Below are 22,175 nucleotides of genomic sequence, written 5' to 3'. Positions count from 1 at the left end.
ACGACGCAATAACGTCAAGGCCAGGGACTCCGCGGTCGCGCGTCAGAAGAGGATGTGCTCCTCGGGCAGGCCGTAGAACGCGAGCGTGGCGTTGGCCATCAGTTCCAGGTCGTCCGGGCGCCAGGTGTGCCGGGCCGGGTCGGCGTGCCGGATCGTGATGAACGAGAACCGGTCGGACGCGTACACCAGCACGCCGTCGGCCCGGAGCCGCTTGAACAGGTCGGTGTCCTCGCCCTGCCCGAGGTCGGCGAACCGGTAGGTGCGCATGAGGTCGCCCTCGGCCAGCAGCGCGCCGCCGCGCAGGTAGTTCACGTACTTGTGCTCGTGCTCAGGCAGCCGCAGCAGCGTGGCGCCGATCGAGGCGAGGTGGGAGTAGTGCGCGAGCTTCCCGACCACGCCCGCGTCGGTGTAGGCGAACGCGGGGATCAGGTCGGACACGTAGTGCGGGCCGTACACCTCGTCGTCGTCCATCTTGCCGATGTAGGTGCCGTCGGCGGCCTCGATGCCGAGGTTCAGGCAGCCGCCGAGCGTGAGCGCCGAGTCGGCGGCGAGCACGACGATCTCGTCGACCCCGGCCTCGCGGGCCCGCTTCTCGACCAGCGAGGTGTCGATGTCCAGCCCGTGCAGCACCAGGACGAGCTGGAGCGGCCGCCACTGCTGGCGCGCGACCTGGCGCAGCGCCTCGGTGATCTGCTCGGGACGGCAGGTCGGCAGGATCATCGAGACCGGCGGCTCCGTCCACGCCCCGCCGCCCTGCCCGCCGCCCCGCCCAATGCCCTGACCGACGGAGTCGAGGATCTCGGCGACGCGGTGCCGGTAGGTGTGGGCGGCGTGGATCTCGCGCAGCGCGAGGTGCGCCTGGCGGTCCCGCAGTTCGTCGCCGAGCAGCAGCGCGCGCAGCACCGCCCGGCCCTCGACCTCGTCGGTGACGACGGGCCCGAGCGGACCGCCCGGCCCGAGGCCGACGCCAGGCGCCTCGGCCACCGCGCCCGCACGCCACGGAACGTCGCGTCCCTCGGCCTGGCTCGTGCGGACGACCGGCACGCCGGCGGCCGCGGCCTCGTACACCTGGCGTTCGCCCGCGGCGAGCAGCACGCGGTAGTGCTTGCGGGCCGTCAGCGCCTTCTCGTACGCGAGCGGCGGCGCGACCCGCTGGCGGTAGATGCGCGGGAAGCCGTCGCCGAAGAAGTGCGCGCCGAGCTTGGGCGCCGGGGCCAGCAGCGGCTCGTCCCGCTCGTCGTAGGAACCCTCGTACACCAGCGGGAACCGGCCGTGGTCGGCGCCGCGGATCGGGTTGTGCAGGCGCGGCTGGGCGGCGAACGGGAGCAGCCCGGCGTCCTCGTGCCGGGCGGCGGCCGCCTCGTCGACGGCGAAGACGTGGTCGAACGCCTCGGCCGCCTCGACGGTCCCGTCGGTGGTCCCGTCGCCGGTCCCGTCAGCGGCTCCGTCGCCGGTCCCGTCAGCGGTTCCGTCGCCGGTGTCCCAGTAGACGGTCGGAATGCCGCGTTCGCGGCACCAGGCGACCAGCTCCGCGAGCGGCAGATCAGCACCGGCGCCGGACTCGACGAACAGCAGGCCGAGCGGCTGCGCCTCCGGAGACTGCTCCAGCGACTGCCGCCAGTCGTCCGCGCCGAGCCCGTCGATCTGGCGCCACTCGTACCGCAGCGCGGCCGTCGTCACCGGCGAGGCGACCACGGCCGCCGTGACGTCGCCGCGCGCGACCGGCCCGGCGGGGAAGATCGCCGCCGGGAAGTCGAGCGTCTCCAGCTCGTTGATCGTGAGCTCGGGCCGCGGCGGCGCGACCGCCTCGGCGGCGGGCTCGGCGGGGAGCTCCTTGACGGCGAGCGCGCCGCGCAGGCGCCGGTAGGACCGAACGGCGAGCGGCTTGCGGCGGAAAGCGGTGAGCGCCTCGCCGAGCCGCCACCAGCGGCGGCGGCGCATGACCTCGGCCTGCCACTCGGCGTGCTCGGCCTTGAGCGCCTCCTCGGCGACCTTCAGGCCGAGGTCGCCGAGCCCGCGCGTGGCCTCGGTGAGGCGGCGCGTCAGCGCCTCGATCTGCCGGTCCCGCTCGTCCTTCTCCTGCTGGAGCTCGGCCACGCGCTGCCGTACGGCCTGGTTCTCGGCCGCGAGCCGGTCCGCACGCCCGCCGTCTGCGTCGGTCACAGGGTCACGGTAGAGGTCCGACCTACTAGTCAAACCGTCTCATAGCGACCCGCCATCCACTGTTTACCCGTCGTCAGGAAACGAGCCGTCTCCGGGTCAAGATCGCCGACAGGCCGGCGTCAGGTCGCGAGCCACTCCAGGACCAGCCGGTCGACCTCGTCCGGGCGTTCGAGCTGCAGGAAGTGCCCGGCGTCCGCGACAAGCTCTGCCCGCGAACCGTCCGGCAGTTCCCCCAGCACGCCGGTGAAGTCGCCGCCCGGCACGAACGTGTCGGCGCCGAGGCATCCGTCCGCCGCGCCGTGCAGGTAGAGCACCGGGCGTTCACCCTTGGTCGCGGTGGCGGCCTGCTCGATCGCGTACCGCTCGACGTGCCGGGACGGGTCGAGCATCGCGCGGTAGTAGCCGATCGCCGCGCCGATGTTGGCGGGCGTGCCGAGCGAGTTCATGACGTGGGCGACGTCCTCGGCGGCGTCGTAGCCGGGCGACCAGTCGCGCCACAGGCCCTCGACGAACGTGGCGTTCAGCGCCATCTCGGCGAGCTGGGTCTGGAAGAGGTAGATGTAGAACGACCGCTTCAGCTGCTCGTAGGTGAAGAACCCGGCCATCAGCGAGTTGATCGGCGGCAGCGCCATCGTGACGGCCTTCCGCCAGCGCCGCGGCTCGGCCGCCGCGGCGCCGTAGGTGGTCGCGGCGCCCCAGTCGTGGCCGATGATGACCGCGTCCGAGCCGCCGCCGAACGCCTCGTGCAGCGCGTTCGCGTCGGACGCGAGCGCGCCGACCTGGTAGGCGCCGTCCTCGGGCACGCCGGTCGGCGCGTACCCCCGCATGAACGGCGCGACCGCGTGGTAGCCGGCCGCCGCCAACTCGGGCATCAGGTGTCGCCAGGTGTACGCCGAGTCCGGGAAGCCGTGCAGGCACAGCGCGAGCGGCCCGTCCGCAGGCCCCGCCTCCAGGTAGCCGAACTCCAGCCCGTTCGCCTTCACCGACCGCACCACGTCCATGTAAGTACTCCCTTTCACAGGCCTCGCCGCGACGTTACCGCGCCGGGTCGTGTCGGATTCGCGCCGGATCGGCACGGGTGCAAGCTAGATCACACTGACTCCTTCGGATATCGAAGCCCATATACGTGTTTACAGCTGATTCCGCACTGATCTAGCATCAAGACGACTGGATCACTCGCTTGGAAGACCGGCTGGGAGCAGATGCCATGACGGACCCGACGCAGGACGCCCTGCAGAGCGCCGCCCGCGACCATCTCTGGATGCACTTCGCCCGGCACTCCTCGTACGAGAACGGCGGCGAGGTGCCGATGATCGCCCGCGGCGACGGCGCCTACATCTACGACACCCAGGGTCGCCGCTACCTCGACGGGCTCGCCGGTCTGTTCGTCGTCCAGGCCGGGCACGGCCGCGAGGAGCTCGCCCAGGCCGCCGCCAAGCAGGCCGCCGAGCTGGCGTTCTTCCCGCTCTGGTCGTACGCGCACCCGAAGGCCGTCGAGCTGAGCGAACGCCTCACCGACCTGGCCCCCGGCGACCTCAACCGGGTCTTCTTCACGACCGGTGGCGGCGAGGCCGTCGAGAGCGCCTGGAAGCTCGCCAAGCACTTCTTCAAGCTCACCGGCAAGCCGACCAAGCACAAGGTGATCAGCCGTTCGGTCGCCTATCACGGCACCCCGCACGGCGCGCTGTCGCTGACCGGCCTGCCCGGCATCAAGGCGCCGTACGAGCCGCTCGTGCCGAGCGGCTTCCGCGTGCCGAACACCAACATCTACCGCGCGAACGAACATCGCGACGACCCCGAGGCGTTCGGCCGCTGGGCCGCCGACCGGATCGAGGAGGCCATCCTCTTCGAGGGCGCCGACACCGTCGCCGCCGTCTTCCTCGAACCCGTGCAGAACGCCGGCGGCTGCTTCCCGCCCCCGCCCGGCTACTTCCAGCGCGTCCGCGAGATCTGCGACCGCCACGACGTCCTGCTGGTATCCGACGAGGTGATCTGCGCGTTCGGGCGGCTCGGCACGATGTTCGGCTCGCAGAAGTTCGACTACCAGCCCGACATCATCACCTTCGCCAAGGGCCTGACGTCCGGCTACTCGCCGCTCGGCGGGATGCTGGTGAGCGACCGCCTCTTCGAGCCGTTCCGCCACGGCACCGCCATGTTCGCGCACGGCTACACCTTCGGCGGCCACCCGGTGTCGTCCGCCGTGGCCCTCGCCAACCTCGACCTGTTCGAACGCGAGGACCTCCTCGGCCACGTCCTGCGCAACCAGAACGCCTTCCGCGCCACGCTCGAGAAGCTGTACGACCTTCCGATCGTCGGCGACGTCCGCGGCGACGGCTACTTCTACGGCATCGAGCTCGTGAAGGACAAGGACACCCGCGAGACGTTCAACGACGACGAGTCCGAACGACTCCTGCGCGGCTTCCTGGACAAGGCGCTCTTCGAGGCGGGCCTCTACTGCCGCGCCGACGACCGCGGCGACCCCGTCGTGCAGCTCGCCCCGCCGCTCATCTGCGACCAGTCGCACTTCGACGAGATCGAGCAGATCCTGCGCTCGGTCCTCACCGAGGCCTGGTCCCGCCTCTAGCCCCGCCGCTGACCCCGCCCTCTAGCCCCGCCGCTGACCGTGCCCTCTAACCACGGCCCTCGCCCGGCTTGGTGACGCCGGCCCACAACTGGTCGGCGTCACCGGCCTCCAGCCGTCCCCGGTACACGTCGATCTTGTGGTCGATGAGCTCGAGGCTGGTCTGGATCTCGGCGAGCTTGGCGCGCACCTCGGCCCGATGCTCCTCGAGCAGGGCGAGGCGTTCCTTCTCGTTCCCGCTGCCCGCCGCGACCAGCTCCGCGTACCGCCGAACGTCCCGGATCGGCATGCCCGTCGCCCGCAGCCGCGTGCACACCTTGATCCAGTTGAGGTCCAGCGAGTGATACCGGCGCCGCCCGCCCGACGTGCGGTCGATGGCCGTCACCACCAGCCCGGCCCGCTCGTAATACCGCAGCGTGTGCACGCTGACGCCGCTCCGCTGAGCCGCCTCCGCGATGCTCAGCCCTTCATCCGGAATCGTCCTGTCGACTTCGAGCACGCTCTCAATACTACGCGCGCCTACGCCTTCGGATAGGCGGCGAGATCGCCTTCCCGGCGGACCTGCCAGGTCATGGGGACGTGGATCCGCTTCGCGGATTACGACATCCCGATCGCGTCCAGCTCCGAGATCGCGTTCTCCGGCAGCACCAGCTCCGCGGCGGCCACGTTCTCCCGCAGATGCCCTCGCGAGGACGTTCCCGGGATGACCACCGACGTGGACGAACGCTGCAGGAGCCACGCCAGAGCGACCTGCTGCGGCGTAGCGTCCAACCGGCCGGCGACCCGCGCCAGCACGTCCGACTGGAGCGGGCTGAACCCGCCCAGCGGGAAGAACGACACGTACGCGATCCCCTCCCGCGCCGTCCGCGCCACCAGCTCGTCGTCCTGCCGGTTGACCAGGTTGTAGAAGTTCTGCACGGCCACGATCGGCGCGATCGTCTGGGCCTCGGTGAGCTGCGCCGACGAGACCCCGCTCAGCCCCAGCTGCCGGATGAGCCCCTTCTCCCGCAGCTCGGCCAGCGCGGCGACCTGCGCCGCGATCGACTCATCGGTCGTGCCCTCATGCGTGCCGAGCCGCGCGTAGACCAGGTCCAGCGTCTCCACGTCCAGGCGCTTCAGGTTGTCGTAGACCTGATCCCTGAGATCCGCGGGCTCCTGCGTCTGAATCCACGCCCCATCGTCGCCCCGGCGAGCGCCCACCTTGGTGGCGATCGTGATTCCTTCGTACGGGTGCAGAGCCTCCTTGATGAGCCCGTTCACGACCTCCGGCCCGTAGAAGTCGGCCGTGTCGATGTGGGTCACCCCGAGCTCGACGGCCTCCCGCAGAACGGCCAGGGCCTCCTCCCGATCGCGCGGCGGCCCGAACACGTTCGGCCCCGCCAGCTGCATGGCGCCGTACCCCATCCGCGTGATCGCGAGGTCGCCCGCCAGCGTCTCCAACGCCATGTCCACTCCCTAAAGTATCTAACTGGATAGTTACAATCTAGCCCATGGCCGCATGTAAATCAACAGTTAGTTACTTTGCTAGCCTGGGGTCATGCCCGAGAGCATCCGCCGTCCTCGCGACGCCCAGGCGACCAAGGCACTCCTGCTCAAGGCCGCGACGGCGGAGTTCGCCGAGTACGGCCTGGCCGGCGCCCGCATCGACCGCATCGCCGAACGCGCCGGGGCCAACAAGCGCCTGATCTACGTCTACTTCGGCGACAAGGACAAGCTCTTCGACGCCGTCCTCCAGCGCCAGATCGACGCCGTCGCCGAGAACGTGCCGCTCACCCCCGACGACCTGGCCGCCTTCGCCGGCGCCCGCTTCGACTACGTCCTCGCCAACCCCGAGACCGCCCGCCTGAACGCCTGGCGCACCTTCGAACGCGCCACCCCGAGCGAGGCCGAACGCGAGAGCTACGAGATCAAGGTCCAGGCCATCGCCGAGGCCCAGCGCGCGGGCAAGGTCAACGGCACCATCCCCGCGATCGACCTGTTCGCCATGGTCCTGCGCATCAGCGAAAGCTGGCTCAGCGGCGCCCCCGGCCTCAAGGCCCTGGCCGAAGACACCCCCGCAAGACTCCGCGAGCATCGCGAAGCGATGGTGGAGGCCGTCCGCAGCTTCACCGCCCCGCGGTAGGAAGCGGGCGGTCGTTGACCACGTGCTTCATGACGAGGGTCGAGTTGAGGCGCTGGACGCCTGGGAGGGCCGAGAGGACGTCGTCTTCCAGCTCCTGGTAGGCGGTGAGGTCCGCGGTGACGATGCGCAGGAGGTAGTCGGGGTCGCCGAAGAGGCGCTGGGCCTGGAGGACCTCGGGAACGCGGGCGATGGCGGCTTCGAAGCCGAGGAGGGTCTCGCGGTCCTCCTGGCGCATGGTGACGAAGACGAGGGCCTGGAACGTGAGGCCCAGGGCAGCGGGGTCGACGACGGCCCGGTAGCCCTGGATGGCCTTGGTGCGTTCCAGATCGCGGAGGCGGCGGTGGCACGGGGAGACGCTCAGGCCGACGCGGGCCGCCAGTTCGGTGATGGTGAGGCGGCCCTCTTCTTGGAGGAGAGCAAGGATTTTGCGGTCGATCGCGTCCATGGGGTCGATTCTTCTACGGAGCAGGCTTCCAGCGGGAGATATTGGAAGCACTTTTCGGCAGATCAGACGTAGTTTTCTGGGCATGGATGCTGGATCGGTGCTGGCGTTCTGGACGGTCGCGCTGCTGCTCATCGTGGTTCCGGGCGCGGACTGGGCGTTCACGATCGGGGCGGGGCTGCGGCGCGCGGTGCTGCCTGCGGTGGGCGGGCTGGTGATGGGGTACGCGATCATCACGGCCGTGGTCGCTGCGGGGGTGGGCGCGCTCGTCGCGGAGTCGCCGACGTTTCTGACGGGGCTGACCTTGGTCGGGGGGCTCTATCTGGTGTGGCACGGGGCGAGCACGTTCGCCCGGCCAGGAGAGATCTCCGGAGGAGAGACCGACGGCAGTGGGTGGCGGACCTTCGCGAGAGGGGTCGGGGTCAGCGGGCTCAATCCGAAGGGGCTCTTGATCTTTCTGGCGTTGCTGCCGCAGTTCACCGATCCGGGGTACGCCTGGCCGGTGGCCTGGCAGATCGGGGTCCTGGGCTGCGCCTTTATGGCGACCTGCGGGGTCTTCTATTTGGGGTTGGGGACGTTCACCCGGAGCGCGCTGGTGGGGCGGCCGGGCAGCGCGAAGCTGATCAGCCGGCTGTCGGGGATCGCGATGGTCGGGATCGGGGCCTGGCTGATCGTGGATCGGCTCCTCTAGCGGATCAGGGCTTCGAGCGGATCAGGGCCTCTAGCGGATCAGGGCTTCTAGCGGATCAGGTCGGCGGCCTTCTCACCGATCATGATCGCCGGGGCGTTGGTGTGGCCCCGGGTGATCTGCGGGAGAACGGAGACGTCGGCCACTCGGAGGCCCTCGACGCCCCGGACGCGCAGGTCGGGGTCCACGACGGCGTCGTCGTCGGTGCCCATCCGGCAGGTGCCGGTCGGGTGGTAGAGCGTCTCGGAGCTGGCCCTGATGTGGCGGGTCAGCGCGGCGTCGTCGGTGGCGCCCTCGTACGGGGCCATGGGCGGGCCCGCGTAGCGCTTGAGAGGCTCGGTCTCCATGAGCTTCTCGGCGAAGTGCATGCCATGGACCAGGCGCTTCAGGTCGCTCTCGGCGGTCAGGTAGCCGGGGTCGATGGCGGGGGCCGCGGAGGCCTCGGCGGTCGCCAGCGTGATGCGGCCCTGCGACTCGGGCTGGAGGAGGACGACGCCGAGCGTGATGCCGTGTTCGGTCGGCGGGGTCAGGCCGTGCTCCACGTACGGCGCGGGCGCGAAGATCAGCTCCAGGTCGGGCGCCGGGAGGGCGGGGTCGCTCTTGGTGAAGATGACCGCCTCGCCGACGTTGGAGGTGAACGGGCCGCGGCGCTGCAGGAGGTAGCGGGCCAGGTTGGGGACCGAGTCGGCGTTCGCGAGCGTGATCGGCTCGGTGCAGTGCCGCATGACGGCGACCGACAGGTGGTCCTGGAGGTGGCGGCCGACCGCGGGGCGTTCGACGACCGGGGTGACGCCGCGTTCGCGCAGGTGGTCGGGGTCGCCGATGCCCGACAGCATGAGCAGGTGCGGCGAGCCGATCGCGCCGGCGGCGACGATGACCTCCTTGCGGGCGCGCATGGTCCGGCCGGACGACTCGACGCCGACCGCGCGGCCGTTCTCGATGAGGATCCGGGAGACCTGGACGCCGGTGACGACCTTGAGGTTGGCGCGCTTGCGCGCGGGCCGCAGGTACGCGTCGGCGGTGCTCCAGCGGCGGCCGCGCTTCTGGCTGACCGGGGTCTGCGCGTAACCCTCGTTCGACGGGCCGTTCAGCTCGGGGAGCCTGGTGAGCCCGGCGGTCGCGCAGGCCTCCAGGAACGCCAGCGTGGTCGGGTTCGGGCTGCGCTGCTCGGAGACGACCAGCGGGCCCTCGGTGCCGTAGACCGCGCCCGCGTTGCTGCCGACGCGGCCCTCGCAGCGCTTGAAGTACGGCAGGACCTCGTCGTACGACCAGCCGGGCACGTCCCAGCCGTCGTAGTCGGCCTGGTGGCCGCGCACCCACATCATCGCGTTGATGGACGAGGAGCCGCCGAGCATCCGGCCGCGCGGCCAGTAGAGCTCGCGGTTCTCCAGCTCGGGCTGCTTGGTGGTGGAGAAGTTCCAGTCGTAGTCGGTCTTGAAGAGCTTGGGGAACGCCGCCGGGATGTGGATCTCGTTCTTCTTGTCCGGGCCGCCCGCCTCCAGGAGCGCGACCCTGACCGCGGTGTCCTCCGAGAGGCGCGCCGCCAGCGCGCAACCCGCGGAACCGGCCCCGATGACGATGTAGTCGAAGTCCATCGCTGCCCTCCTGCCGTTCTCCAAGCGCTGCGACTCCCCACCGGCGCCGCACAGATCGGGCATACCACTGCGCTGTCACCGCGTCCATGCCCGCCCGTCCGGCTGCCTGGCCGTATGCCGGGGCGGCATGCCTTCCATCTGCAACGGGCTGCCCGAGCTTTCTTGTCGGCCCTTACCGGCCCGATATCTACTCCTGGCGCAGCTCCCCACTCACGAAGGGCGCGGAAAGAAGGGAAATCGTGCCGAAACCGTCCGCTCTCCGCCGGCCTCCCGGCATCGCGCTGCTGTGCGCCGCCGTGCTCGCCGCGGCCCTCGCCCTGGTCGCGATGCGCAGTGGTTCCGCGCATCCCATGGCGGCGCGGGACACCGCCGCGCAGTCCCGCCTGGCCGCACCGCCCGCGTTCGACCACGTCGTCATCGTCATGGAGGAGAACCGCGACGACGGCGAGATCACCGCGGCGGCCGCGCCGTACATCGACCAGATCCGCAAGGGCGGCGCGTCGCTCACCGAGATGTACGGCATCGTCCATCCGAGCCAGGGCAACTACTTCGCGCAGTTCCACGGGAAGGTCGAGGGGCAGCTCGACCAGTGCCCGGTGCCGGGCGCCCCGTTCGACCGGCCGAACCTCGCCTCCAAGCTGATCGGGGCGGGCAAGACGTTCGGCGCCTACATGCAGGGCTACCCGGGCAGCCCGTCGACGTGCTCCAGCGGCGACTACGTCCAGCGGCACGCACCGTGGCTCAACTTCACCAATGTGCCGGCGAGCACGTTCCACACCGACGCCGAGTTCCCGGCCGACTTCGCGCGGCTGCCGACCGTCTCGTACGTGATCCCGGACAACAAGCACAACATGCACAGCGCGTCGGTGACCGACGGCGACACCTACCTCAAGAACAGGCTGGGCGCGTACGCCGAGTGGGCCAAGACCCACAACAGCCTGCTGATCGTCACCTGGGACGAGTCGCAGGTCTTCAACTCCGTCAACGACATCGAGACCGTCTTCTACGGCGCGAACGTCAAGCCCGGCGAGTACGGGCCGTCCAACCCCGCCGTCGGCAAGGACAACCACTACAACGTGCTGCGGACCCTGGAGGACATGTACGGGCTCGGGCACAACGAGGGGTCGGTCGACGCGACGCCGATCACCGCTCCGTTCGGTACGGGAGGCGGCGGTGACCCCGATCCGGGCGGGTCCTGCAAGGTCGCCAATCCCGGTGACCAGACCGTCAAGGTCGGCGGGAAGGTGAACATCAAGTTCACCTCCACCGGTTGTTCCGGCACCGTCGCCTACACCGTCAGTGGCAAGCTGCCGTACGTGCTGCTCGCGTCGGGCGACACTCTGTCGGGGACCGTCTACCAGCCGGGCACCTACCCGGTGACCGTGACGGTCAAGGACGGCGCGGGCGCCACCGGCAAGGCCGACTTCAAGATCGTGGTCAACTGGTTCTGACCCAGTCCTGATCGCTTCTGAAGAGCACAGCGGAGGAGGCTCACCGTGTACCTGTCGACGGCACGCACCGCCGACGCCGCGTCGGGGGTCGAGCGCGGGCACGTGGGCGGCCGCGTGCGCGGCGTGCCCGCGACCGTCTTCGCGCTCGGCACGGTGAGCCTCCTGACCGACGTGTCCTCGGAGATGGTCACGGCGGTGCTGCCGATCTACATCGTGGTCCAGCTCGGCCTGACGCCACTGGCGTTCGGGCTGCTGGACGGGGTGTACGGCGGGGTGAGCGCGCTCGTGCGGCTGCTCGGCGGGCACGCGGCCGACCGGGGACGCCGCCACAAGCTGGTCGCCGGGCTCGGGTACGGGCTGTCGGCCGCCGCCAAGCCCGCGCTGCTCGTCGTCTCGACCGTGCCGACGATCGCCGCCGTGCTGGCGGTCGACCGGTCCGGCAAGGGGCTGCGGACCGCGCCGCGCGACGCGCTGATCTCGCTCTCGACCGGTGCCCGCGACCAGGGCCGCGCGTTCGGCGTGCACCGGGCGATGGACACGGCCGGGGCGCTGCTCGGCCCGGCGGTCGCGTTCGGGCTGCTCTGGTACGCCGCCGACGCCTACGACGCGGTCTTCGTGGTCAGCGGCTGCGTGGCGGCGGCCGGCGTGCTGGTCCTCGTCCTGTTCGTTCAACGACCGCCCGGCGAGGCAACCGGCGAGGCAACCGGCGAGGCAGCCAGCGATGGACCCGGCGAAGCCAAGGAGAAGACACAGCTGCGGGCCGCGCTGGGGCTGCTCCGGCTCGCGGCGGTACGGCGGATCTGCGTCGCCGCCGCGCTGCTGGGCCTGGTCACGATCAGCGACGCGTTCGTCTTCCTGCTGATCCAGAAGCGGCTCGACCTGGACCCGCAGTGGTTCCCGCTGCTGCCGCTCGGCACCGCCGCCGGGTTCCTGGCGCTGGCGATGCCACTGGGCCTGGTCGCCGACCGGATCGGCCGCTGGCCGGTGTTCGTCGGCGGGCACGCCGCGCTGCTCGGCGCCTACGCACTACTGCTCCTGCCGTACGGAGGGATCACGCCGATCATCGGCGTGCTGTTCCTGCACGGCACGTTCTACGCCGCGACCGACGGGGTGCTGATGGCGGCGGCCGGGCCGCACCTGCCCGCCGAGCTGCGCGCCAGCGGGATGGCGCTCGTACAGACCGGCCAGGCGACCACCCGGTTCGTGTCGTCGCTGGCGTTCGGCGCCGCCTGGACCGCCTGGGGCATCGGCCCCTCGGTCGGCACGGCGGCGGTCGCGCTCGCCCTCACCGCCGTCGCCGCGGCCTTCCTCCGCCCCGGCTCCCCGACCACGCCCGATCGACCCCAGGAGTCTCCCGCGTGAGCACCGCCGCACGAGTGCGCGTCCTGGTCGTGGCCCTCGCGCTCCTCGCCGCTGTCGCCATCGCGTACACCCTGCACGCGGCGGGCCGTACGGACGAACGCGACAAGCCGCGCGCCGGTGGCCCGCCGGTCCAGACAGGGCAGTTCGACCTGACTGGCAAGGGCCGGATCCTCTTCCGCAACATGGCGTGGGGACCGCAGCGCGACCACCTGGCCTCAGTCGCACTGAACGGCACCGGCGGCGTACGGACCGCGATGCCGCTGACCTGCTACAAGTTCAACGCGGCGGGCGGAACGGCGGTCTGTGTCGAGGCCAAGCGCGGGCCGGTCAACTCGTTCTCCGTCGTCATCATGGACTCCCGCTTCCGCGAGCTGCGCCGCTATGCGGCGGGCGGCGGGCCGAGCCGGACGCGGGTCTCGCCGAGCGGCCGGAGGGTCGCCTGGACGGTCTTCGTCAGCGGCGACTCCTATGCCGGGGTGAACTTCTCCACGCGCACCTCGATCGTCGACACTCGCACCTGGCAGCGTGTGAAGAACCTGGAGGAGTTCCGCGTCGTCAAGGACGGCAAGCCCTACCGTGCCGCCGACGTCAACTTCTGGGGCGTGACGTTCGCCGACGACGACACCTTCTACGCGACGATGGCGACCAAGGGTAAGACCTACCTGGTGCGTGGCGACATGAAGTCCCGAACCGTCCGGACGCTGATGCGGAACGCCGAGTGCCCTTCGGTGTCGCCGGACGGCACGCGCGTCGCGTTCAAGCACCGGATCGCGGGCGACACCTCGGCGCTGCCGTGGCGGCTGCACGTCCTGGACCTGCGGACCATGAAGGAGACCGCGACGGCCGAACGCCGCCCGCTCGACGACCAGGTCACCTGGCTCGACGACCGGACCCTGCTGTACGCGATCCCCGCCGAGTACGAATCGGACCAATACGAGGTCCCGGCGGACGGAACGGGCGAACCACGACTTGTCATGAAGGCGGCGCAGGTTCCGGTCGTGCTCCGGTAAAGTGCGTACGCTCCCCTTAGTGATCTTGTCATTACGCCGCACGCTTCGCCCCGCCTAGTGCACCGCCCCGCCAGGAGTCACGTCCCATGCCGGAAGCCACCCCGCTGCGCCCCGACGACCCCGCCCAGCTCGGCCCCTACCGGCTGACGGGCAGGCTCGGCATGGGCGGCCAGGGCGTCGTCTACCTGGGCCGGAACGCCGACGGGACGCCCGTTGCGGTCAAGGTGCTGCGCGAGGAGATCGCCGCCGACCCGCGCGTGCAGGAACGCTTCATCAAGGAGATCGCCGCCGCCCGCCGCGTCGACCCGTTCTGCATCGCGCAGGTGCTGGACGCCTCGCTCGACGGCCCGCGGCCCTACATCGTCACCGAGTACGTCGAGGGCCCGTCGCTGCAGGAGGCGGGTGCGCGCAACGGCGCGACGCTGCAGCGGCTCGCGGTCGCGACGGCCACGGCGCTGGCGGCGATCCACCAGGCGGGCGTCGTGCACCGCGACTTCAAGCCGTCGAACGTGCTGCTCGGCCCGGACGGGCCCCGCGTCATCGACTTCGGCATCGCGCGCGACACCGAGTCGCCGCTCACGCTGACCAGCAGCATCATCGGCACGCCCGCCTACATGGCGCCCGAGCAGTTCGAGGGCGACGTGGTCGGCCCGCCCGCCGACGTCTTCGCCTGGGCCTCGGTGATGGCGTTCGCCGCGTCCGGCCTGCCGCCGTACGGCGCGGACTCGTTCCCGGCCATCATGAAGCGCGTCCTGACCGGCGAGCCCGACCTCAGGGGCCTGCACGAGCCGCTCCGCTCGATCGTCGCCGGCTGCCTGGTGAAGGACCCGGCGCAACGGCCGACGATGGAGACCGTGCTGCTGAGCCTGCTCGGCTCGCCGTCCGCCACCGGCCCCCAGACCAACGCGGCCCAGGCCGCCGCAGCCGCAGCCGGAATCCAAGCGGCCGCGATGCCGCCGATGCCCGGACCGCCGCCCCCGGCACCTCCGCCCCCGGCACCTCCGACGGATCCGCAGCCCGCGCAGGCCGTACCGGCGGCCAACCAGCAGCCCGCGCCGCCGACGGCGCCGCCCACGATCCCGCCCGCGCCGATGGTGACCTCCTTGGACGGTGCGCCCAGGCCCGGGCGCCAGGGCCGCCAGCAACCGGCTCCCGGCCAGCGCAAGATCCTCGTGCTGGGCCTCGGCGGGATCGGCGTCCTGATCGCCGCGGCCGCCGCCGTCGCGCTCCTGTTCACGTTCCTGCCCGGCGGGGGTTCCGGCTCCAGGAACAACGGCGGGAACGGCGCGATGGGCCTGCGCAACGGAGAGGAAGGGGCGGGCGCGAACGGCCAGGGTTCGGCGGGCTCCAACCAGGCGAACGGCCAGTCGGGCAAGCCCAACCCCAACGGCAGCGGCTCCCCCAGCCCCGGCTCCAGCCAGAGCCCCGGTGCGTCCGGCTCGCCCAAGCCCCACGGCAAGTCGGGCGGCGCACCCGACGACAGGGGCGGAGACGGAGGCGGCGACGGGAGCTCTCCCCCGAAATCGGGCGGCGGCGGCAGCGGCAGCGGGACCACTGCCTACATCTCGAGCTTCACCCTCTCCTCGCAGGGCAAGAAGGGCGACTGCTACTACCGCTACGACGACGGGGTGGGCAAGCGAGCCGGTATCGACGCCAACTACTCCATCACGGCGAGCAAGACGACCCAGCTGAAGATCGCCATCTACGACGACGACTACGCCCTCTACCTCGGCCCGGACGCCACCCCGACCGCCAAGCCCTCGTACTCCAGCGGGTTCGGCCGCGTCATCAGCGAGCCGGGTTACCACACGTTCAAGGTCGTGCTGAGCAGCCCGAGCCACGATGTGAAGACCGTCAGGTTCAAGGTCTGCGACAACTACTGACCGAGCTCGGCCGCGAAGCCTTCCCGCCACGAGCCGTACCGGGGCCGCCAGTTCAGCTCCAGCCGCGCCCGCGCGTTGTCGGCGCCGCGCAGCCTGGTCATGAACGCCACGCCCCAGCCGCCGACCGCCAGCCGCGCCAGCGCCGCCGGCGCCTTTCCCGGCTTCTTGGCACCGGCCATCTCGGCGACCGCGGGCAGCCAGTCGCGCAGCAGCACCGGCTCGTCGTCGACGATGTTCAGCGCGCCGGTGACCGGCCCCGCTCCCGAAGTACGAGTGAGCGCCGCGACGACGGCGGTCGCCGCGTCGTGGGTGTGGGTGAAGGAGAAGGTCGCCGAGCCCTTGCCCACGATCGGCATCTTGTGGGCCTTGATCTGCCGGATGGTCGACCCGTCGGCGGCGAAGGCCGTTCCGGGGCCGTACAGGTGACCGAACCGCAGCACCAGGCCGCCGGCCTCGGCGGTCTGCCGCTCCAGGTCCTTCAGCGCCTCCAGGGAGGTCCGCCACTGCTTGGGCGGCTCGTTCCAGAACGGCGCGTCCTCGTTGGCCGCACCCGCGCTGTGAGATCCAACACCGCCATCGGGGTCGTAGGCGTACGCCAGGCCCTGCGTGATGATCCGGGTCGCACCGGCGGCCTGCGCCGCGGCGATCAGGTTGCGGGTGCCCTCGGTGCGCAGCCGGTTGGTGAGGGCGAACTGCTCCTCCATCTTGCGCGGGTCGAGCTCGGCGGGGATGGCGGTGAGCAGGTGGACGACCGCGTCGGGGCGTGCCTTCTGAACGGCCGCCTCCAGCGCCTCGCGGTCGAGCGCGTCGGCGGTCACCGTCTCGACGCCCGCGGCCGGGTCCTCCTGCCTCCGTCCGCCGCGGGACAAGGCGATCACCTCGTGCCCGGTGGCGGTGAGCAGCGGGACCAGCTGACGGCCGACGACTCCGGTGGCGCCTGCGACGAGAACTCGCATGATGACTCCTCAGTGTTCGTCCGGACTCCGTGTGTCCGGACTCTGTGTGCACGGACTCTGTGTGCACGGACGCCATCTGGACGGGCGACCACCCCTCGATGTGACGGTTTTCCAGGTGACTCGCGTCACAGCGGCCTTCGGCAAGATCGAACTACACCGTTTAGTGTGATGTAGGGTGATGCGATGAGCGCCTCCGAGCGCAAGCGTGCGGCGATCACCGAGGCCGCGATCGGCGAGTTCGTGGAGCGCGGCTACGCGGGCGCGTCCGTGGACGCAATCGCCGCGCGGGCGCGGGTGTCCAAACCGACGGTCTACAGCCACTTCGGCAACAAGGAGCGGCTGTTCCTCACGGTGATCGGCGGCTACCTGCGCGACGGCTACACCGACCTCGGCCCGCTGGCCGACCGGATCGCCGAGGCGCCCGACCCGCGCGCCGCGCTGATCGACTTCCTCGGCTCGTGGGTCGAGGTCGTGCTCCGGGAGGACGTCATGACGCTGCGCCGCCTGGTGATCGGCGAGATCGACCGGTTCCCCCAGCTCGGCCAGGTCTGGGCGCAGGTGAACGCGACCAACGACGAGGCGCTCGTCCGCGCGTTCGCGGCCCTCCACAAGAAGGGCGCGCTCGACGTTCCCCGGCCGAGGCAGGCCGTCCGCCAGCTGACCGCGATGACCGTGGACGCCGCGCAGCTCATCCGGACCTTCCGGCCCGCCTACGAGTTCGACGAAGGCGAACTGGAGGAGCTGGTCTCCTCCGGCGTCGACGTCTTCCTGACCGCCTACGCCCGCGGGTGAACATGGATCTGGACTCGGTCGACCGCGGGCTGATCCACGCGCTGCACCTCGACGGGCGCGCACCGTTCCGTACGATCGCCGAGGTCCTGGAGGTCAGCGAGAACACCGTGGCCCGCCGCTACCGCCGGCTGCGCTCGGCGGGACTGCTCCGCGTGGTCGGCACCGTGAACGGCGCGCGCCTCGGCTACACGCCCTGGACGGTCCGGCTGCGCTGTACGCCCGATGCCGCCGCGGCCGTGGCCGACGCCCTCGCCGCCCGCGACGACACCTCGTGGGTCTACCTCCTGTCCGGCGGTACGGAGGTGTCCTGCAACGTCCAGACCCGCAGCTCCGAGGACCAGGACGCGCTGCTCCTGCACAAGCTCCCCCGCACACGCCGCCTCGTGTCGGTGTCCGCGCATCTCCTGCTGGGCAGTTACGCGCTCCCCACGACCTGGCCGGGCGTCGCGCACCTGTCCCCCGACCAGGTGGAACGCCTCCAGCCGCCGCAGCCCGCCCCCGGCGACTCCCCCATCACGCTCGACGACGGCGACCGCGCCCTGCTCGACGCCCTGTCCCGCGACGGCCGTGCGCCCTACTCCGACCTGACCTCGGCGACCGGCTGGTCCGAGTCCACGGTCAGGCGCCGGATGGAGTCCCTCCGTTCGAACGGCGTCCTGCACTACCAGGTGGATATCCCGCCCGCCGTCCTCGGCTTCACCTCGCAGGCCAGGCTGTGGATCACCGCTCGGCCGTCGCAGGTGGTCCCGACGGCCAAGGCGCTGGCCGACCATCCCGAGGTCTCGTTCGCCGCGCTCACCACCGGACCGACCAACCTGCTGGCGGCGGTCAACTGCCGCGACACCGCCGATCTGGCCCGTTACCTGACCGAACGGGTCTCCGCCCTCGACGCGATCCGCGAGATGGAGACCGCGCCGATCATCCGGACGGTGAAGCGAGCCGGGGCTCTGCTCCCGTTCAGCCTGCCGTTCAGCGGGGCGTGACGGCGCGCAGCAGCAGGGCGGTCAGCTCGCGGCCCGCGGCCTCGTCCAGCGGCGCGTGCCCGATCATCAGCCGGTACCAGACGACGCCGTAGACGACGTCGATCAGCAACTCCGGGTCGATGCCGTCGGCGATCTCGCCGCGTTCGACGGCGCGCCCCAGGATCTCACGCAGCGCGGCGCGGCGGGCGAACAGGAAGCGCTCCCGGAAGGCCGCGGCGAACGCCGGGTCCAGCAGCGCTTCGGCCATCAGCCCGACCAGGATCTTGCGCTGGCCCCGTTCGCGGAACGTCGCGGCCAGGAACGCGTCCAGGTCGGCGGGCAGCGAACCCTCGTCCGGGACGGTGATGCGCGCCGCGGCGAGGTCGACCAGCGCGTCCAGCACGACGTCGGCCTTGGACGGCCACCACCGGTAGATCGTCTGCTTGCCCGCGCCGGCGCGCGCGGCGATGCCCTGCATGGTGAGCGCGGCGTAGCCGTGCTCCTCCAGCTCCTCCAGGGCGGCGGTGAGAATCGCTTGCCGGGCCTTCTCGCTGCGCGGCCGTCCAGGTCCCATGCCGCCACTTTACAAGACGTCGAGTCTCGAATTAATATCGAGACGCAGCGTCTAGAAAAGATCTGCCGAGAAACGAACCCCAGAGGAGCGCGACATGCGCGTTGTAGTGATGGGCGGCACGTCCGGGATCGGGCTGGCGGCGGCCGAGCGGCTGGCCGCCGAGGGCGCCGACGTCGTGGTGACCGGCCGGCGCCCGGCGACCGTGAAGGTGCCCTCCGAAATCGTGGACGGCACGGACGAGGCGCAGGTGAAGGAGTTCTTCGACGGCCTCGGCGAGTTCGACCACCTGGTGCTGGCGTTCAGCCCCGGCCCGGCCGGGATGGGGCCGGTGAAGGACACGCCCTCCGAGGGCGTCCGCACCGCGTTCGGCAAGGTCTTCGGCTACCTCGTGGCGATCAGGCACGCGCGGGTGACCGGCTCGATCACGATGATCTCGGCGGCCACCGCGCGGGCGGCGCTGCCCGGCACGGCCGCGCTCGCGGGCGCCAACGGCGCACTGGAGCGGATGGCGTCGCCGCTGGCCGCCGAGCTGTCGCCCGTACGGGTGAACGTGGTGTCCCCCGGCGTCGTGGACACCCCGTGGTGGTCGTTCCTGCCCGAGGACCAGAGGCAGGCCCAGTTCACCGGAACGGCCGAGACCCTGCCGGTGAAGCGGGTCGGGCAGGCCGAAGACGTGGCGGAGGCGATCTCCTACCTGGTGAACGCCTCGTACGTGACCGGCACGATCCTGCCCGTGGACGGCGGCTTCACCGTCGCCTGATCACGCCTGACACGCCTGATCAAGCGGTCACTCCCGATCAAGCGATCACGGCATGCCGTCGGCTTCGGCGCTGCCGCTGACGCGCAGCTTGCGGCGGGCCCGTTCGTAGAAGGTGGTCTCGCCGAGCCGGACGACCTGGGCCGCCGCGCGGCTCGCGGTGACCTCCAGGCGGTCGCCGGAGGTCAGCCGGGCCTCGACGATGCCGTCCACCTCGACGGCCAGCTCGCCGCAGGTCGGCAGCAGCGACAGCGTCACGGCCTCGCTCGCCGACAGCATGATGGCCCGGTTGAACGAGGAGTGCGCGGCGGCCGGGACGACCAGGTAGCCCTCGACCGTCGGCGACACGATCGGCCCGCCCGCCGAGAAGCTGTAGGCGGTCGAGCCGGTCGAGGTCGCCACGATGACCGCGTCGGCGGTGTAGCGCACGAACGGGCAGCCCTCGACCAGGACCTCGATGGCGGCGAGGCCGTCGCCGGGGATGCGCACCACCGAGATGTCGTTGAACGCGGTGAGCTCCCGCCCGTCGGGCAGCCTGGCCGTGACCGCCATCCGCGGCTCGACCTGGTAGCGGTGCTGGTCGATGCTGGTCAGCGCGCCCTGCAGCTGGTCCACGTCGATCTCGGCGAGGAAGCCCAGGCGGCCGAGGTTGACGCCGAGCACCGGCGTGGTCCGGCCGCGCGCCATCCGCATGCAGCGCAGCATCGTTCCGTCGCCGCCCAGGCTGACCAGCAGGTCGGACTTGGAGGCCAGCACCTCGGGCCCGACGGCCACGGCGCTGCAGTCGATCCGGCCGATCTCCTCGGGCAGCCCGAGCACCTGGCCGCCCCGCCCGGCCGCCCAGCCGACGATCGTCTCGACGGCGACCTTGGAGTCGCGCTGCGGGTGCAGGATCAGCCCGACGGTGTCCACCATTCCCATACGAAAACCGTACCCGGGCCGATGGCCCGGGTACGGTTTCTGACCGCTCTGGGAAAGCGCGCCGTCCTAGGAGCACGCCGTTCTAGGAGCGCGCCGTTCTAGGAGCGCCCCGTCCTAGGAGCGCGCCGTTCTAGGAGCGCCCCGTCCAAGGAGCGCGCCGGTCTAGGAGCGCCCGGTTCTAGGAGCGCCCGTTCCAGGAACGCGCCGCTCCAGGACTGAGGCGCCTCTCTAGGAGGAAGGGGCGCCGGTCTTCGGGTCGAGGATCAGCTTGCCCGCGCGCGGGCGCCGGAAGTCGAACAGCCGGGACAGGTCGCCGCCGCGCACGTCGAACGAGGCGTCGCCGATCCGGCCGAGCCGCCAGTTGCTCTCGATGAACGACAGCACCGAGGTCTGCTCCTGGTAGTGGTGGTCGACGTGGTTGACCTTGGAGTACGGCGAGATGACGATCATCGGCAGCCGCTGGCTCGGACCGCAGCGGTCCTGGTAGCCGCCCGCCGCCTTGGCCTTGCCGCACAGCGCCGAGTCGTCCACGGCCGCGTCCGCCGAGCCGTTGGTGATCTTGGGCTTGGCGTGGTCGTACCAGCCGTCGGAGTCGTCGTAGGCGAGGACGACCGCGGTCGACTTCCACTCCGGCGACTTCTGCAGCTTGTTCACGTAGTTCGCGACGAACGCCTGCTCGTCCAGCGGGTCGGAGTAGCCCGCGTGGCCGTCCTGATACGCGCCGGCCTTGAGGAAGCTGACCGCGGGCAGCCTGCCCGCCGACAGCGCCGAGTCGAAGTCGGTCAGGTCGTACTGGTGGTTGGCCTGGTCGGTCGAGCCGATCGCGGCGGTCGAGGACGGCGGCAGGTGCTTCTCGTTCGCCGTCGACTTGTAGTACTGGAACGGCTCGTGGTGCGGGATGTAGTCGGTGACCGAGTTCCCGCCGACGTTGGTGTGGGCCGCGCCGCAGACCGCGTAGCCGTTCTGCTGCCCGGTCGGCCGGAAGCCGCCCTGGAACCAGCCCCACGTGACGCGCTTGGCGTTCAGCAGGTCACCGACGTTCTTGCCGGTGAGCACGCCGAGGTTGTTCTTGGCGGTGTGGTTCTGCGCCGAGCAGTCGTCGAAGGCCGGCTGCGGGTCGTTGATCATCGTCCCGACGCCGTCCTTGTCGGGCGACTGCACCACCGTCGGGTCGGTGACCTTCTTGTGGGTGACCGGGTCGACCGCGTAGATGCCGTGCGTCTGGCCGGACACCAGGTTGATGGCGCCGGGCGAGGACGGGCCGAAGATGGTGTCCCAGGAGTTGTCGCTCATCGCGTAGTGCTGGGCGTAGTTCCACATGCCGGTGACGGTGTTGCCGTCGTAGTAGTCCATGACGAGGCCGGGGGCCCCGTAGATGACCGGCTGGCCCGTGCACTTGTCGCGCCCGGTGTTCTCGACGAACTTGTCCATCTTGCCGGCGTTGACGGCCTTCTGCTCGTGCGCGTACGAGTGGTCCTGGTCGCAGGTGAGGGCCTGCTCGTGGGTCAGCCGCGCCGGGTTGTACTGGTTCGGGTTGTGCTTCAGCAGCTTCTTGCTGAGCCCGTTCGCGCGCGGCGTGTGGTGCGCCGCCTTGAACGTGGTCCCGTCGGTGTTGGCGGCCTTCGGGTAGGTCGCGAAGTAGTGGTCGTAGGAGATGTTCTCGCCGAAGATGACCACGACGTGCTTGATGGGCGTCGCGGTCGAGGTCGGCGTGTACGCGGCGATGAGCGAGACGCCCTCGCTACCGCCGCCGCCCCAGCTCGGGATGGCCGCTGCGGCGAGCGCTCCGGCCGCCACCACCGAGGCCGCCGCGATCGCGCGGCTCCGCCCCGTCCACTTCAACGGCGTTGTCCACTTCATACTGCGCCTCTCCACGTTCCCCCCTCATCGCCCCTTAGGGCGCGTCCGGAAAGATC

20 protein-coding genes are annotated in these 22,175 nt (G+C 70.9%); 10 read left to right on the top strand and 10 right to left on the bottom strand.

Annotated elements, in window-relative coordinates; genetic code table 11:
• Positions 1–42 precede the first annotated feature (42 nt).
• Together J4573_RS56290 and J4573_RS31690 are read right to left on the bottom strand one after the other, a co-directional pair.
• Positions 43–2,163, bottom strand: coding sequence for a glycosyltransferase (locus J4573_RS56290; protein ID WP_208259603.1), 2,121 nt, complete (start codon positions 2,161–2,163; stop codon positions 43–45).
• Between the two features lie 119 nt (positions 2,164–2,282).
• Positions 2,283–3,164: an alpha/beta fold hydrolase gene (locus J4573_RS31690; protein WP_208259602.1), complete on the bottom strand. Its 882-nt coding sequence runs from the start codon at positions 3,162–3,164 to the stop codon at positions 2,283–2,285.
• Between the two features lie 206 nt (positions 3,165–3,370).
• On the opposite strand from J4573_RS31690, the gene J4573_RS31685 reads away from it, so the two are divergent.
• Complete coding sequence (locus J4573_RS31685) at positions 3,371–4,747, top strand: aspartate aminotransferase family protein (protein ID WP_208259601.1); 1,377 nt, start codon at positions 3,371–3,373, stop codon at positions 4,745–4,747.
• Between the two features lie 46 nt (positions 4,748–4,793).
• Here the strand turns inward: J4573_RS31685 and J4573_RS31680 are convergent, their stop codons facing one another.
• Together J4573_RS31680 and J4573_RS31675 are read right to left on the bottom strand one after the other, a co-directional pair.
• Positions 4,794–5,243 carry a MerR family transcriptional regulator gene (locus J4573_RS31680; protein WP_208259600.1) on the bottom strand — a complete coding sequence of 150 codons (450 nt, stop codon included), beginning with the start codon at positions 5,241–5,243 and terminating at the stop codon, positions 4,794–4,796.
• A gap of 98 nt (positions 5,244–5,341) precedes the next feature.
• Positions 5,342–6,190 (bottom strand): oxidoreductase, encoded by an 849-nt coding sequence (locus J4573_RS31675; protein ID WP_208259599.1) that lies wholly within the window; start codon positions 6,188–6,190, stop codon positions 5,342–5,344.
• Positions 6,191–6,281: 91 nt separating this feature from the next.
• On the opposite strand from J4573_RS31675, the gene J4573_RS31670 reads away from it, so the two are divergent.
• Positions 6,282–6,866: a TetR/AcrR family transcriptional regulator gene (locus J4573_RS31670; protein WP_208259598.1), complete on the top strand. Its 585-nt coding sequence runs from the start codon at positions 6,282–6,284 to the stop codon at positions 6,864–6,866.
• Here J4573_RS31670 and J4573_RS31665 read toward each other — a convergent pair.
• Positions 6,850–7,311 (bottom strand): Lrp/AsnC family transcriptional regulator, encoded by a 462-nt coding sequence (locus J4573_RS31665; RefSeq protein WP_208259597.1) that lies wholly within the window; start codon positions 7,309–7,311, stop codon positions 6,850–6,852. The genes J4573_RS31670 and J4573_RS31665 overlap by 17 nt on opposite strands.
• An 82-nt stretch (positions 7,312–7,393) precedes the next feature.
• Between J4573_RS31665 and J4573_RS31660 the strand changes: the two genes are divergently transcribed.
• Entirely contained in the window at positions 7,394–7,999 is a 606-nt protein-coding gene (locus tag J4573_RS31660; protein ID WP_208259596.1) for a LysE family translocator, read from the top strand.
• A gap of 47 nt (positions 8,000–8,046) precedes the next feature.
• On the opposite strand, the gene J4573_RS31655 is transcribed toward J4573_RS31660, so the two are convergent.
• On the bottom strand, positions 8,047–9,591 hold the full coding sequence (locus tag J4573_RS31655) for a GMC family oxidoreductase (protein WP_208259595.1): 1,545 nt from the start codon (positions 9,589–9,591) through the stop codon (positions 8,047–8,049).
• A 239-nt stretch (positions 9,592–9,830) separates the two neighbouring features.
• On the opposite strand from J4573_RS31655, the gene J4573_RS31650 reads away from it, so the two are divergent.
• The 4 genes from J4573_RS31650 (at position 9,831) to J4573_RS31635 (ending at position 15,297) form a co-directional block, all read left to right on the top strand.
• Entirely contained in the window at positions 9,831–11,042 is a 1,212-nt protein-coding gene (locus tag J4573_RS31650; protein WP_208259594.1) for an alkaline phosphatase family protein, read from the top strand.
• A 45-nt stretch (positions 11,043–11,087) separates the two neighbouring features.
• Positions 11,088–12,404: an MFS transporter gene (locus tag J4573_RS31645; RefSeq protein ID WP_208259593.1), complete on the top strand. Its 1,317-nt coding sequence runs from the start codon at positions 11,088–11,090 to the stop codon at positions 12,402–12,404.
• On the top strand, positions 12,401–13,414 hold the full coding sequence (locus J4573_RS31640; RefSeq protein WP_208259592.1) for a TolB-like translocation protein: 1,014 nt from the start codon (positions 12,401–12,403) through the stop codon (positions 13,412–13,414). The genes J4573_RS31645 and J4573_RS31640 overlap by 4 nt, the downstream gene beginning before the upstream one ends.
• Before the next feature lie 86 nt (positions 13,415–13,500).
• Positions 13,501–15,297: a serine/threonine-protein kinase gene (locus J4573_RS31635; RefSeq protein ID WP_208259591.1), complete on the top strand. Its 1,797-nt coding sequence runs from the start codon at positions 13,501–13,503 to the stop codon at positions 15,295–15,297.
• Here J4573_RS31635 and J4573_RS31630 read toward each other — a convergent pair.
• Positions 15,291–16,253 (bottom strand): NAD-dependent epimerase/dehydratase family protein, encoded by a 963-nt coding sequence (locus J4573_RS31630; RefSeq protein ID WP_208259590.1) that lies wholly within the window; start codon positions 16,251–16,253, stop codon positions 15,291–15,293. The genes J4573_RS31635 and J4573_RS31630 overlap by 7 nt on opposite strands.
• 183 nt (positions 16,254–16,436) lie before the next feature.
• Here J4573_RS31630 and J4573_RS31625 point away from each other — a divergent pair, with 183 nt between their 5' ends.
• Positions 16,437–17,045, top strand: a complete 609-nt coding sequence (locus J4573_RS31625) for a TetR/AcrR family transcriptional regulator (protein WP_208259589.1) — start codon at positions 16,437–16,439, stop codon at positions 17,043–17,045.
• 2 nt (positions 17,046–17,047) lie between these two features.
• Complete coding sequence (locus J4573_RS31620; protein ID WP_208259588.1) at positions 17,048–18,028, top strand: Lrp/AsnC family transcriptional regulator; 981 nt, start codon at positions 17,048–17,050, stop codon at positions 18,026–18,028.
• On the opposite strand, the gene J4573_RS31615 is transcribed toward J4573_RS31620, so the two are convergent.
• Positions 18,015–18,581 carry a TetR/AcrR family transcriptional regulator gene (locus J4573_RS31615; protein ID WP_208259587.1) on the bottom strand — a complete coding sequence of 189 codons (567 nt, stop codon included), beginning with the start codon at positions 18,579–18,581 and terminating at the stop codon, positions 18,015–18,017. The two genes, J4573_RS31620 and J4573_RS31615, sit on opposite strands and share 14 nt — an antisense overlap.
• Before the next feature lie 94 nt (positions 18,582–18,675).
• On the opposite strand from J4573_RS31615, the gene J4573_RS31610 reads away from it, so the two are divergent.
• Positions 18,676–19,341 (top strand): SDR family oxidoreductase, encoded by a 666-nt coding sequence (locus J4573_RS31610; RefSeq protein WP_243773890.1) that lies wholly within the window; start codon positions 18,676–18,678, stop codon positions 19,339–19,341.
• 45 nt (positions 19,342–19,386) lie between these two features.
• Here J4573_RS31610 and J4573_RS31605 read toward each other — a convergent pair whose 3' ends face one another.
• On the bottom strand, positions 19,387–20,259 hold the full coding sequence (locus J4573_RS31605) for an NAD(+)/NADH kinase (protein ID WP_243773889.1): 873 nt from the start codon (positions 20,257–20,259) through the stop codon (positions 19,387–19,389).
• A gap of 228 nt (positions 20,260–20,487) precedes the next feature.
• Positions 20,488–22,119, bottom strand: a complete 1,632-nt coding sequence (locus tag J4573_RS31600) for a phospholipase C (protein WP_208259586.1) — start codon at positions 22,117–22,119, stop codon at positions 20,488–20,490.
• Between the last annotated feature and the right edge of the window lie 56 nt (positions 22,120–22,175).

Origin of the sequence: Actinomadura barringtoniae (genome assembly GCF_017573505.1) — a bacterium.
In the GTDB taxonomy this organism is placed as follows: domain Bacteria; phylum Actinomycetota; class Actinomycetes; order Streptosporangiales; family Streptosporangiaceae; genus Spirillospora; species Spirillospora barringtoniae.
Note: the sequence above shows the minus strand (reverse complement) of the source record. Positions and strands in the feature narration are given on the sequence as shown.

Coding starts and splice junctions, on each gene's coding strand:
- J4573_RS31690 (WP_208259602.1), bottom strand. CDS start 3,164: ATGGACGTGGTGCGGTCGGTGAAGGCGAACGGGCTGGAGTTCGGCTAC.
- J4573_RS31685 (WP_208259601.1), top strand. CDS start 3,371: ATGACGGACCCGACGCAGGACGCCCTGCAGAGCGCCGCCCGCGACCAT.
- J4573_RS31675 (WP_208259599.1), bottom strand. CDS start 6,190: ATGGCGTTGGAGACGCTGGCGGGCGACCTCGCGATCACGCGGATGGGG.
- J4573_RS31670 (WP_208259598.1), top strand. CDS start 6,282: ATGCCCGAGAGCATCCGCCGTCCTCGCGACGCCCAGGCGACCAAGGCA.
- J4573_RS31665 (WP_208259597.1), bottom strand. CDS start 7,311: ATGGACGCGATCGACCGCAAAATCCTTGCTCTCCTCCAAGAAGAGGGC.
- J4573_RS31660 (WP_208259596.1), top strand. CDS start 7,394: ATGGATGCTGGATCGGTGCTGGCGTTCTGGACGGTCGCGCTGCTGCTC.
- J4573_RS31655 (WP_208259595.1), bottom strand. CDS start 9,591: ATGGACTTCGACTACATCGTCATCGGGGCCGGTTCCGCGGGTTGCGCG.
- J4573_RS31635 (WP_208259591.1), top strand. CDS start 13,501: ATGCCGGAAGCCACCCCGCTGCGCCCCGACGACCCCGCCCAGCTCGGC.
- J4573_RS31630 (WP_208259590.1), bottom strand. CDS start 16,253: ATGCGAGTTCTCGTCGCAGGCGCCACCGGAGTCGTCGGCCGTCAGCTG.
- J4573_RS31625 (WP_208259589.1), top strand. CDS start 16,437: ATGAGCGCCTCCGAGCGCAAGCGTGCGGCGATCACCGAGGCCGCGATC.
- J4573_RS31620 (WP_208259588.1), top strand. CDS start 17,048: ATGGATCTGGACTCGGTCGACCGCGGGCTGATCCACGCGCTGCACCTC.
- J4573_RS31615 (WP_208259587.1), bottom strand. CDS start 18,581: ATGGGACCTGGACGGCCGCGCAGCGAGAAGGCCCGGCAAGCGATTCTC.
- J4573_RS31610 (WP_243773890.1), top strand. CDS start 18,676: ATGCGCGTTGTAGTGATGGGCGGCACGTCCGGGATCGGGCTGGCGGCG.
- J4573_RS31605 (WP_243773889.1), bottom strand. CDS start 20,259: ATGGGAATGGTGGACACCGTCGGGCTGATCCTGCACCCGCAGCGCGAC.
- J4573_RS31600 (WP_208259586.1), bottom strand. CDS start 22,119: ATGAAGTGGACAACGCCGTTGAAGTGGACGGGGCGGAGCCGCGCGATC.